This window comes from Roseateles sp. So40a (genome assembly GCF_048081605.1).
Lineage (GTDB): Bacteria > Pseudomonadota > Gammaproteobacteria > Burkholderiales > Burkholderiaceae_C > Roseateles.
The window spans coordinates 5,487,101-5,498,896 of sequence record NZ_CP182288.1 but is presented as its reverse complement, the minus strand read 5'-3'; the positions used below and the strand labels follow the sequence as shown (position 1 = coordinate 5,498,896).

At 70.0% G+C, this 11,796-nt stretch carries 10 protein-coding genes; 4 read left to right on the top strand and 6 right to left on the bottom strand.

Annotated elements, in window-relative coordinates; translation table 11 throughout:
• The first annotated feature begins 55 nt into the window (after positions 1 to 55).
• Both creD and ACNI65_RS25035 read left to right on the top strand, forming a co-directional pair.
• Positions 56 to 1,465, top strand: coding sequence for a cell envelope integrity protein CreD (gene creD, locus ACNI65_RS25040; RefSeq protein ID WP_416760221.1), 1,410 nt, complete (start codon positions 56 to 58; stop codon positions 1,463 to 1,465).
• 70 nt (positions 1,466 to 1,535) lie between these two features.
• Positions 1,536 to 3,227 (top strand): GMC family oxidoreductase, encoded by a 1,692-nt coding sequence (locus tag ACNI65_RS25035; RefSeq protein ID WP_416760219.1) that lies wholly within the window; start codon positions 1,536 to 1,538, stop codon positions 3,225 to 3,227.
• Here the strand turns inward: ACNI65_RS25035 and ACNI65_RS25030 are convergent, their stop codons facing one another.
• Positions 3,228 to 4,604, bottom strand: coding sequence for a leucyl aminopeptidase family protein (locus ACNI65_RS25030; protein WP_416760217.1), 1,377 nt, complete (start codon positions 4,602 to 4,604; stop codon positions 3,228 to 3,230).
• A 132-nt stretch (positions 4,605 to 4,736) separates the two neighbouring features.
• Entirely contained in the window at positions 4,737 to 5,168 is a 432-nt protein-coding gene (locus ACNI65_RS25025; RefSeq protein ID WP_416760215.1) for a thioredoxin family protein, read from the bottom strand.
• A 207-nt stretch (positions 5,169 to 5,375) separates the two neighbouring features.
• On the opposite strand from ACNI65_RS25025, the gene ACNI65_RS25020 reads away from it, so the two are divergent.
• Positions 5,376 to 5,540 carry a hypothetical protein gene (locus tag ACNI65_RS25020; RefSeq protein WP_416760214.1) on the top strand — a complete coding sequence of 55 codons (165 nt, stop codon included), beginning with the start codon at positions 5,376 to 5,378 and terminating at the stop codon, positions 5,538 to 5,540.
• 59 nt (positions 5,541 to 5,599) lie between these two features.
• Here the strand turns inward: ACNI65_RS25020 and ACNI65_RS25015 are convergent, their stop codons facing one another.
• From ACNI65_RS25015 to ACNI65_RS25000, 4 genes are read right to left on the bottom strand one after another with little or no spacing between them, the layout of a single operon-like run.
• Complete coding sequence (locus ACNI65_RS25015; protein ID WP_416760213.1) at positions 5,600 to 7,918, bottom strand: DEAD/DEAH box helicase; 2,319 nt, start codon at positions 7,916 to 7,918, stop codon at positions 5,600 to 5,602.
• 44 nt (positions 7,919 to 7,962) lie between these two features.
• On the bottom strand, positions 7,963 to 9,120 hold the full coding sequence (locus ACNI65_RS25010) for a hypothetical protein (protein WP_416760211.1): 1,158 nt from the start codon (positions 9,118 to 9,120) through the stop codon (positions 7,963 to 7,965).
• 44 nt (positions 9,121 to 9,164) lie between these two features.
• Positions 9,165 to 9,668 (bottom strand): hypothetical protein, encoded by a 504-nt coding sequence (locus tag ACNI65_RS25005; RefSeq protein WP_416760209.1) that lies wholly within the window; start codon positions 9,666 to 9,668, stop codon positions 9,165 to 9,167.
• Positions 9,665 to 10,363, bottom strand: coding sequence for an RNA polymerase sigma factor (locus ACNI65_RS25000; protein WP_416760208.1), 699 nt, complete (start codon positions 10,361 to 10,363; stop codon positions 9,665 to 9,667). Before ACNI65_RS25000 ends, ACNI65_RS25005 begins: the two co-directional genes overlap by 4 nt.
• 601 nt (positions 10,364 to 10,964) lie before the next feature.
• On the opposite strand from ACNI65_RS25000, the gene ACNI65_RS24995 reads away from it, so the two are divergent.
• Complete coding sequence (locus ACNI65_RS24995) at positions 10,965 to 11,726, top strand: sulfite exporter TauE/SafE family protein (protein WP_416760206.1); 762 nt, start codon at positions 10,965 to 10,967, stop codon at positions 11,724 to 11,726.
• Positions 11,727 to 11,796 lie beyond the last annotated feature (70 nt).

Genomic DNA, 11,796 nt, shown 5'->3' with positions numbered 1-11,796 from the left:
TCACCCCGCCTGACGAGACTGCCGCCTTCTCGACGTGTCCCATGGAGGAGGAACGATGCAGATCAAGGCGCTGTGGTGGAAGCTGGTGATCCTGGGCGGCGTGACGCTGCTGTTGCTGTTCGTGCTGCTGCGCATCGGCTGGCTGGTCGACGAGCGACAGCAACGCCAACGCGCCGCCGAGGCGAGCGTCGCCGCGGCGCAGGCCGGACCGCAGGTGCTGCTGGGGCCGGTCGTGCAACGCAGCTGCTCGGAGGAGTGGACCGTGATCGCGCCCAACAGCGTGTCGGGCACGCAACGACGCGACTTCATCCTGTCGGCGATGCCCTCGGACCTGGTGGTCGACGGCACGCTCAATCAGGAGACTCGCCGACGCGGCCTGTTCAAGGTCAACGCCTACGCGGCGCAGGTGGGCCTGCAGGCGCGATGGGGGTCGCTGACGGCGCTCGAGCCGCCCGCCCCCCGCAAGGAGGGCAAGGTCCAATGCGATGACCCCCGCGTGGTGGTGGCCGTCAGCGATTCGCGCGGATTGCGTCAGGTGACGATCCGGCAGGGCGCCTCGGCGCTGACGGTGCGCCCGGGTACCCGCAATGACAGCTATCCGCGCGGCCTGCATGCGGCGCTGCCTGCCCAGGCGCTGGACGCGCCGCTCGCGCTCACGGTCCAGCTCGATGTGATCGGCATGACCGACTTCGGCCTGGTGCCGGCCGCGGCTTCGACACAGATGACCCTGCGATCGGATTGGCCGCACCCGAGCTTCGGCGGCCGCTTCCTGCCGGCCACGAGCAGCGTGCGCGACACCGGCTTCGAGGCGACCTGGAAGGTCTCCGAGCTCGCGACCACCGCGCTGCGCGACGTCGCGGCCGGTCGAGGCCTGCCCGCGGTCGATCGGGATCCCGAGGCGGGCGGCTACCAGCGGCCGCAGGCGGGTGAGGAGAAGAACGCGTTGATCGCCGACACGCTCGCGTTCTCGATGATCGACCCGGTGAATCCATACGTGATGAGCGACCGCGCGATCAAGTACGGGCTGCTGTTCATCGTGCTGACCTTCGTCAGCGTCGGCCTGCTGGAACTGCTCTCGCGGCGGCGTGTCCATCCGGTGCAGTACCTGCTGGTGGGTCTGGCGATGACGCTGTTCTTCCTGCTGCTGCTGAGCCTGTCGGAACATCTGAGCTTCGCGCTGTCCTATGGACTGGCGGCGGGCGCGGCGATCGGGCTGCTGAGCTTCTACGGCGTGTCCATGCTGGGCACCGTTCGACGCGGACTGGGCTTCGGCGCGCTGGTGGCCGTGCTGTACGGCGCGCTGTTCGTTCTGCTCAACCTGGAAAAGGCGGCCCTGCTCGTCGGCGCGACGCTGCTGTTCGCGGTGCTGGCGGCGATCATGGCCCTGACCCGGCGCATCGACTGGTACGCGCCGAACGGGCGCACTGCGGACCAGCCGGAACCGGCGACGGCGGGGACCCCGTGACAACGCGCTTGTCGCCGCTGCATGGCTCGGTCAGCATGGGTCATCACAGACCCGTCACGACAAGAGCGACATGGGCGGAGACAAGCGCATCGATCCTCGCGAGGCCGCATCCGGCGGCTTCGACTACATCATCGTGGGCGCCGGCACGGCCGGCTGCCTGCTGGCCAATCGGCTCAGCGCCGATCCCGACAAGCGGGTGCTGCTGCTGGAGGCCGGCGGCCGCGACGACTACCACTGGATCCATATCCCGGTCGGATATCTGCATTGCATCGGCAATCCGCGCACGGACTGGATGTTCAAGACGGAACCCGACGCCGGCCTCAACGGCCGCAGCCTGCGCTACCCGCGCGGCAAGGTGCTGGGCGGGTGCTCCAGCATCAACGGGATGATCTACATGCGCGGCCAGTCCCGCGACTACGACGGCTGGGCCGCCGCGGCCGTTGACGATGCCTGGCGCTGGGACGCGGTGCTGCCCTTCTTCCGTCAGCACGAGGACCACTGGCGCCTGGACGCCAATGCCGAACGGCCGCCCGGTTTCGACGCCGCGCAGCACGGCCACGGCGGCGAGTGGCGTGTCGAGAAGCAGCGGCTGCGCTGGGCAGTGCTGGACGCGTTCGCGTCGGCCGCGCAGGAAGCCGGCATTCCGGCGACGCCCGACTTCAATCGCGGCAACAACGAAGGCGTGGGCTACTTCGAGGTCAACCAGCGCGCCGGCTGGCGCTGGAACACCGCCAAGGCCTTCCTGCGACCGACCTGCTATCGGCGGCCCAACTTCGAGATGTGGACCGGCGCCCACGCGCAACGACTGCTGCTCGACTCCGTCGACGGCGTCACGCGCTGCGCGGGCGTGCGGGTGCGCACGCCTCAGGGTCTCGAGGAGGTGCGCTTGAACGACGGCGGCGAGGTGCTGCTCGCGGCGGGCGCGATCGGCTCGCCGCAGTTGCTGCAGCTGTCGGGCCTCGGACCGGCGGCGCTGCTGCAGCGCCTGGGCATCGAGGTCGCGCGCGACCTGCCCGGTGTCGGCGCCAACCTGCAGGATCATCTGCAGATCCGCGCGGTGTTCCAGGTCGATGGCGTGAGCACGCTCAACACGCTGGCCTCGAGCTGGTTCGGCAAGGCGCGTATCGGCCTCGAGTACGCATTGCGCCGCTCCGGTCCGATGAGCATGGCCCCGTCGCAGCTGGGCGCGTTCGCGCGCAGCGGTCCGGACAAGGCCTGGCCCGATCTGCAGTACCACGTGCAACCGCTGTCGCTGGACGCCTTCGGCGAGCCGTTGCACACCTTCAACGCGTTCACCGCGAGCGTGTGCAACCTCAACCCGACGAGCCGCGGCACGGTCGCGATCCGCAGCGCCGATGCAGCCGATGCGCCGCTGATCGCGCCCAACTACCTCAGCACCGCCGAGGACCGAGACATCGCCGCGCGCAGCCTGCGCCTGACCCGACGCATCGTCGAGCAGCCCGCGCTGTCGCGTTACCGGCCGCGCGAGGTCAAGCCCGGCGTGCAGTTCCAGACCGATGAGGAGCTGACCCGGCTGGCCGGCGACATCGCCACGACCATCTTCCATCCGGTGGGCACCTGCCGCATGGGCCGGGCCGACGACGACGGCGCCGTCGTCGACCACCGTCTGCGGGTGCGCGGCGTCAGCGGCCTGCGCGTCATCGACGCGAGCGTCATGCCGACGATCACCAGCGGGAACACCAACTCGCCCACCCTGATGATCGCGGAGCGCGCGGCCGCCTGGCTGCGCGCCGGGGAGTGATCACGCGCTGAAGCGTTCCTCGAGATAGGCCAGCAGCGTGCGGATCGTCTGCGCCTCACCGCCCACCGGACGGCCCGGGCGCGCGATGTCGTTCCACGCGAACAGGTCGATGTGCAGCCAGTCCTGCTCGGCCGGGATGAAGGCCTCCAGGAACAGCGCCGCGTTGATCGCGCCAGCCAGCGCGCTGCGACCCGTGTTGACGATGTCGGCGATGCTCGACGTGATGCCTTCCTTGTAGGGCGCCCACAGCGGCATGTGCCACATCGGGTCGTCCACCTTCAGGCCCAGGTCCACGAGGTCACGCGCGGTGTCCATGTGCTTGGAGAACAGCGCGGGCAGCTGCGCGCCCAGCGCGATGCGCGCCGCGCCGGTCAGCGTGGCGAGATCGATGATCAGCTCGGGCTTGAACTCGGTCGCGTAGGCCAGCGCGTCGCACAGGATCACGCGGCCTTCGGCGTCGGTGTTGCCGATCTCGATGTGCAGGCCCGCGCGCGTCTTGACGACGTCGCCCGGCCGGTAGGCGTTGCCGCTGATCGAGTTCTCCACCGCCGGGATCAGCACCTGCAGGCGCACCGGCAGCTTCAGCGCCATGATCAGCGTGGCCAGGCCCAGCGCGTTGGCGGCGCCGCCCATGTCCTTCTTCATCTGGCGCATGCCGTCGGCGGGCTTGATGTCCAGGCCCCCGGTGTCGAAGCACACGCCCTTGCCGACCAGCGTCAGGCGCGGATGCTTGTCGCTGCCCCAGTTCAGCTCGATCAGGCGCGGCGCGCGGTCGCTGGCGCGGCCCACGGCGTGGATGGCCGGGAAGTTCTTCTTGAGCAGGTCGTCACCGACGATCTCCTTGAACTTCGCGCCGTGCTGCTTGCCGACGACGGCGGCAGCCTTGGACAGCTCCACCGGGCCCATGTGCTCGGCCGGCGTGTTGACCAGGTCGCGCACCGCGCTCATCGCGGTGGCGATGGCCAGGCCGCGCTGGCCGTCCGCGCTGCTCTTGATCAGCAGTTGCGCGGGCTGGCGCTTGCGCGGCTTGTAGAGGTCGAACTGATAGCAGCCCAGTTCCCAGGAGAGCGCGGCGGCTTCGTCCTGCAGCGGCAGCCCGTCGGCGGACAGCGTGTAGTCGCCCTCGGGCAGCGCCAGCGGCAGCGCCGACAGCGCGAACGGGTGAGCGGCGTGGGCCACGCCGGCGAAGACCTGCGCCAGCTTGCCGTCCTCGCCCGGCACCAGCGCGAAGGTGTCCGGCGCCGCGGAGAAGCCCAGCGTCGCCAGCCACTGTTGCGTGCGCTTGGGCAGCTTGGGGGCGAGGGCCTGGTAGGAGGCGCGGTCCAGCGCGAGGATGGGCGTGGCGCGAGCCACCGAGTTCTTGAATTGGACGTTCATCGATGCACCGGACGCCGCGGGTGACGCGGGCCTCCGGCCTAGGGTTGGCGGTGGCGCATTCTCGCTCGCCATCCCCGGGGCGGGGCGCTCAGCGGACGTTCGGCGGACTTCCGGTGGACCGTCGGCGGACGCTCAGCAGCTCTGTCGCAGGCGCGACAGCAGCGCCTGCGCGGCGGCCGTGCTGCCGGCGGGTGCCGTCGGGCTGGCGGCGGACATCGAGGGGTTGTCCACCGCGGCCTGGATCAGCCGTTGCGCGGCGGCCGGGCTCGGCAGCACCGGGCCGATGAAGCAGAGCCGGTCGGCTTGGCCGATCAGCAGGGTCGGGAAGGTCTCGACCTCCAGGTCGTCGACCAACTCCGAGTCGTCCTCGATGTCGACCCACAGGAAACGCGCCTGCGGGAACTGCTGGCGCAGGGTCGCGAAGTCGTCCCGGTAGGTGTCGCAGGTGCGGCACCAGTCCGCGCACAGGCAGGCGACCAGCAGTTCGGCGGCCCCCTCCAGAGAGGGCGTGGACGCGACAGGCGAGGGGGTCGGCTCAGGGGAAACGGAGGACGCGGGGGGCATGGGGCGCGAGCTTAGCCGAGTTGGCCCCGTCACGATTTTGTTCGCAATACGTCCAAAGCACCTCATTGGTGCAGCATGCGTGAGCGTGGCGCGAGCTTTGTTCACTTTTGTGAGCAAGCTGTCAACGGCATCCCAAGGGGCTGCGTTAGCTGGCACAAAGCGGTCATCCCCCGCTTCAGCCCCTGAAAGGCCAGAAGGTCCCCGACCATGATGAAGTTCCAAACCCGCACCGAATCTCAACCGCGCCGCCTCCCGATGCCGGAACTGGCGTCGCAGGACAAAGGCCGCAAGCACGAGGCGTTTGAAGTCGCCAGCCTGGGCTGCGACCGCCGCAGCGTCGCTCGCGCCCTGCGTTTCGACCGCAAGCGCTGATCCGCGCCGCGAGGCCGCCCCGAGTCCGGGGGCTGGCCTCGCCGGATCCGAGCCGCCGCTCAGTCCTCGTCTTCCGACGACTCGAGCGGCGCCAGCAGCCGATCGATCTCGTCGGCGCTGAATTTCTCCAGACCGTCCCCGCCGTCGTGGCCGAGCAGACCCTCCGCCAGCGCGCGCTTGCGGGCCTGGAGTTCGAGCATCCGCTCCTCGATCGATCCCTCGATCGCCAGCTGGTGCACGAAGACCGGCCGCGACTGGCCGATCCGATGCGCCCGAGCATGTGCCTGCGCATCGACCGCCGGGTTCCACCAGGGATCGACCTGGATCACGGTGTCCGCCGCCGTCAGCGTCAAGCCGACGCCGCCGGCCTTCAGGCTCACCAGCATCAGCGGCGCCTCGCCAGCCTGGAAGCGCCGCACCACGTCGCCGCGCCGCGCCTCCGGCGTCTCTCCTGTCAGCTTCATCAGCGGCACGCCCGCCTGATGCATGGCGTCCTCGATCAGCGCCAGCATGCCGGTGAACTGCGAGAACACGAGGATCGTGCGCCCCTGCGCGATCATCTCGGGCACCTTCTCCCGGATCCAGTCAAGCTTGGCGGACTCCATGCCCGCGGGCAGCTCGATGCCGGGCACCAGGCGTGGATCGCAGCAGACCTGCCGCAGCTTGAGCATCGCATCGAGCACCGACATCAGCCCTGACCCGAAGATCTCCGACTGCTTGAGCAGCCGACGGACCAGGTGATCGGCACCGATCCGGACGCTTTCGTACAGCTGACGCTGACGCCCATGCAGAGGGATGCGCGCGGTCAGGACGGTCATCGGCGGCAGGTCCCGGGCGACCTCCTGCTTGAGACGTCGCAGGATGAAGGGGCGGACCCGCGTCGCCAGCTCACGCGCCCGGCGGGCGTCCCCGGTCTGTTCGATCGGCTTGCGCCAATGTCGGGCGAACGAGCGCGCCTCGCCGAGATACCCCGGCATCAGGAAGTCGAACTGGGTCCAGAGCTCGCCCAGATGGTTTTCCAGCGGCGTGCCGGTGAGCACAAGGCGCTGGTCGGCCTGGAAACGTCGCAGCGCCCGCGCGGCCCGGGATCGCGGGTTCTTCACGGCCTGCGCCTCGTCCAGCACGAGCACCGAGAACCGTTGCCTGGCGAGGGCGCGCACCTCACGCCAGGCCAGGCCGTAGCTGCACAGCAGCAGGTCGATCTCCCCGAGTCGCTTGAGCACGTCAGCGCGGGTTTCGGGGTCGGACAGCGACGCCACGCGCAGACCCGGGGCGACCCGCGCGGCCTCCTGCGTCCAGTTGAAGATCAGCGAGGTCGGCGCGACGACCAGCGCCGGTGCCTCCAGCCGCCCGGCCTGTTTCTCCATCCACAGATGGGCCAGCGCCTGGGCGGTCTTGCCCAGGCCCATGTCGTCCGCGAGGATGCCCCCGAGCTGCTGGCGCGCGAGGTACTGGAGCCACGCGAGCCCCTGCACCTGGTAGGGCCGCAAGGTAATCCCCAGACCGTCTGGCGGGGTCGGAATCACCGGCGGTCCCGCATCCCGCAGGCGCACCCACATCGCGCGGAGCTTTTCGGCCCCGTAGACCTGCCATCGGCTGTCCGGCACGTCGAGCGCTGCCAGCCGCGCCGCTTCCCAGGAGGTCAGCTTCACCGGCCCGCGCCGCGAGCGCTGCGCCACCAGCACATCGAGCAGGTTCAGCATCAGCCGCTTCAGCGGCGCAGCCGTCGTGTGCAGGCGGCGACCGCCCGGCGCCTTGAGGCTGATGATCGCGTCGTCGTCGATGTGCGAGATCGCATCGGCATACAACCAGCGGCGATCCTTGCGCAGCAGGTCCCAGATCATCGGCGCGAGGTCCACACGCTGCCCTTGCACCGTCACGCCCAGGCTCAACAACCAGGAGCCCTTGCGCCGCGAGAGCGACAGCGGCGCCAGACGATCGGGCGGGCTGACCGGCTCCTCGATCGGCGAACCGTCCTCGGGCTGGATCTCCAGGGACCAGGCGTCGATGGCGACGCTGTGGTGCGCGAAGCCGGGGAGGAACTCGATCTCCCAGCCCAGCTCGCGCAGACGAGCGACGTCATCGGCGGCGAAGTCGGCGAACAGCTCCTCCTGCGCCAAGGTCCAGCACGGCGTCAGGCCGTGGCCGAAAGACGCATCGCGCCACTGCAGCATTTCCGCGTCGACGGCGTGCAGGGGCAGCGACTGCCACTGCGCGAGCGTCTCAGGATCTGACGGCCAACGCGCCAGTCGCAGCAAGGACACTCGATCGCCACGCGGCCCGAGCTTGCCGTGCGGCCGCAGACCGAGCAGTCCGTCGCCGCGGGTGAGCGTCTGCAGGATCAGCTTGGGCGGCAGCGGCGAAGGCGAATCGGTCATCGGGCGGGATTGTCGTCGCCGCCACGAGGACCGTCGGCGTGGCGTCAGCCTTCCTTCTGTTCCTTGGCGTCCCTGGGCGCACGCGGCTTGGGCAAGCCGGTCCGGGTGAAGTCCGCGGGGACCCGCATCAGCGCCGCGTCCGGCTCGGCGCGACGGATGTTGCGCAGCTGATAGTTCTGCTCACCGCTTCTGGGATCCTTGGACTGCGCGCTGACCGTCACCTTCAAGTCCGGCGAAGTCCAGACCTCACGCGAGATCACGATCGGCTTCTCGTTGCCGATCTTGCCGGCCGGGATGGTGCGCTCCGCCCGTCCGCCGGTGACCTTCAGCCCCTCGATCTCCTTGGGCGGCAGGTTGTTGAGCGGCGTGTCCTGACCCGGCACGGTCAGCGGTTCCAGGCGCAGGGACAGCGCCACCGGGATCGGCGGCATGGGCGCGGTGGGGCTCATCGGCGTCTCGATGCGGATCACGCGTACCTCCTGACCGCCTTCACCGGGAGCGATGACGACCGGCGTCGGCGCGCGCGGCGCGTTGGGCACGGCGGGCACGGTCGGGTTGGCCGGCGGCGTGGCGGGCCGGGTTCCGTCCACGCGGGGCGCGGCGGTCTCGCCATGGCTGAAGTTCTCGCGCGCCCATTCGCCCATCTTGCGACCGTACTCGCGCACCTTCGCGTTGTACTCGCGCATCTTCTCCTGGTACTCGCGCATGCGTTCACCGTACTCGCGCTGGGCCTCCGCGCTCTGCCGGCCGCCGCCCAGGTAACGCGCGGTCTTGCGGTCGGGGTCGAGCAGCCAGTTCTCGCCGCTGACCGCATCGCGCAGATAGACCATCTTGCGGCCCTGGCGATCGACCTCCTGTCGCGTGCGCCCTTCGCCGTCCCGGCAGAGCTGGCTGGTCTGCTGATGAACGATGCGGTTGCCGTCCGCCAGCGGCTGCACGGTTTCGTGCACCGCCTGCGCGCAGTACGGTGCGCCCTTGACGACCCGCTCGTTGCTGAGGATCTGCGTCGCCACGCCGGACTCGGCGATCAGCTCGGCGACGTCGGGCACGGCGGGCGCTGGCGGCGCCGGCGGCACGGGAGGCACCAGCGCGGGCATGGCGGGGGGCGTCGGACGCGGCGTCGCGCCGGGCTCGGGGCTCGGCTGCGCCTGGACCGCGGCGGCGGCCAGTGCCAGGACGAGTGCGGTGGACGAGGTCTTCATGGCGGTCTCCAGCGAGGGATTCGAGAACAGGGACTTGGAAGGAATCACGGCATGACCCGCATCGCGAGCACGTCGCCCGAGGCATGCACCAGCAATTCGGCGCGGACCGGCGCGGCGGCATCTGCAGGGTCGTAAGGCAGACCGAGCAGGGCCAGCCGTTCACGCGGCACCTCGGTCGGAACGAGCCACGCGGTGCTGGCACCGGCCTTCTCGTAGGCGGCCCAACGATCGGCGGACACGAGCACGATGAAGCCGCTGCCCGAACTGCCCATCACGGTCGCGCCCGATTCGCCGGGAGGCGCCGAGCCCAGCAGCCAGACGCAGGCCACCAGCACCGAGGCGCAGAGCGCGGGACCCGCGAGGGCCCATCGCCAACGGCCGGCCCGGCTCGATCGCTGGCGGGCGGCGAAGCGCGCCTGCATGGCCGCGAGCACGGCTTCGTCGCGGTCCGGCTCGGGATGGCGTTGCCGCAGGTCCTGGCCGACGGCCCACAGCCAGTCGGCCAGTCGCGCGGTACGGGGTGGGGAGGTGTCAGAGTGGGTCATCATGCGGACTTCGATGAGCGTTCGGACGCGGGCGGCTGTTCGTCGCCAGCCGGTTTGGCGGCAGCGGGGGGCGACACGCCGGGACTGTCTTGCGCCTGCAGCACCGCGAGCAGCCGGGCGCGGCCCCGATGCAGGCGGGTGCGCAGCGTGTTGAGTTCGACGCCGGCGATCCGGGCCGCCTCGACATAGACGCGCTCCTGCAGATCGACCAGCACCACGGCCTCGCGAAAGGTCCACGGCAGTGCCTGCAACGCCGCCCACACCCGGGCCTGGTCCTGGGCGCGGACCAACTGCTGCTCGGGGGCCTCGGCGTGATCGCCAGCCTCCTCGGCGTCGTCCATCGCCACCGGTAGGTCTCGCCACCGCGCCAGCAGGTGATGCCGGGCCATGCCAGCCAGATAGGCGCCGAGCGTGCCTCGACCCGCATCCCACGCCTCGGGCCGGCCGGCGAACTGGACGAAGGCTTCCTGCATCGCATCGGCCGCCCAGTCGCCCTGGCCGCACAGAGCCATCGCATAACGGAACACGCCGGGCGACTCGCTGCGATACAGCGGCTCCAGCGCGCTCGCGTCGCCGTCGCGCAGGCGTCGCACCAGCGCTTCGCTGGTGACGGCGTTCGTGGCGGGCGGCGAGTCGGTCTCGCCGCCTGCGGCGGGCGGCGGGCGGTCACGGCCGGCCAGGCGGGTCCAGAAGCTCATCGGCGTTCGGCGGAAGGTGGCGTCGGTGGCGGGCGCTGACGGTCGGTCGCCCGGGAAATTCAACGGCGGGATCGCAGATCGCATCTCGCAGCATGACCGTATTGCGCGAGCGGCTTCAAAAGTTCCCGGCACCAGGACACCGCCCCCCATGTTTCAGGGGAATGACACCTCCACGCCACACCGGGCGACCATCGCCCGAGGGTCGAAGTCAGTGCAGCGTGCGATGTTCGCAAATCGTTTTCGTCGGGGCCATTTCGCGCAAGTGAGGGCCGGCTAACCGTTCCAAAATGGTGCATTCGCCGAGTGAAAACCCCAAGTGCGTGCATGGGGGCCGAGTCCTAGCATCCACCCCACTCGACGCGACACCCGTCCCGCGCTGGTCACGACCGGCGCACAAGGGGGTTGCCTACGGGGGCTGAGGAGACAAACAGATCAAACCAACACCAACGAAATGCAGTGACACTGTCACAATTCGCGGGCACCTGGATCAGGTGCCCGTTTTGTTTTCGTGGCCTGGTTTTGCGCGCTCCCCGCGATCGTTCTCGGCCCGTGTCCGCGGCCCGGCGGCTGACGCCCGGGCCGTTCTTGCGAGTCGTTGCAGATGATCGAGTTGTTGACCGCGGCCGGTGCGTCGCTCCTGGCTGGTTTCGTCGATGCCGTCGTCGGCGGAGGCGGGCTGATCCTGGTGCCCGCGCTGTTCAGTCTGTACCCGAACGCGGCCCCCGCCACCCTCTTCGGCACCAACAAGGGTGCCTCCATCTGGGGGACGGCCTGGGCCACCCACCAATACGCCAAGCGCGTGACCCTGCCCTGGCTGGCGCTGATGCCGGCCGCCGCGGCGGCGCTGATCGGCAGTTTCGCCGGGGCCTGGGCGGTGACCCAGGTCGACCCCAGCGGCCTGCGCAAGGCCTTGCCGCTCATCCTGCTGGGCGTGCTGCTGTACACGCTGGCGAAGAAGGACCTGGGCCGCCACCACGCCCCGCGCCACGACGTCGCCACGCAGACCGCGATCGCCAGCGCCATCGGCGTGGTGATCGGCTTCTACGACGGTTTCTTCGGTCCGGGCACCGGCAGCTTCTTCGTGTTCCTGTTCGTGCGGCTGCTCGGGTTCGACTTCCTGCACGCGTCGGCCACCGCCAAGCTGATGAACACCGCCACCAACTTCGCCGCGCTGGTGCTGTTCGCCGCCAAGGGCCACGTGTGGTGGCACATCGCGGCGGTGATGGCCGTGGCCAACGTGATCGGCAGCCTGGTGGGCACGCGCATGGCGCTGGCCAAGGGGGCCGGTTTCGTGCGCGGCATGTTCGTGATCGTCGTGTCGCTGCTGATCCTCAAGACCGGCTACGACGCCTTCCTGCGCTGAACCTGACGCCGCTCCCTCCTTCAGGCGCCCACCGCCCCCCGGGCGTGCCAGCCGCACGCTGAACAACTCG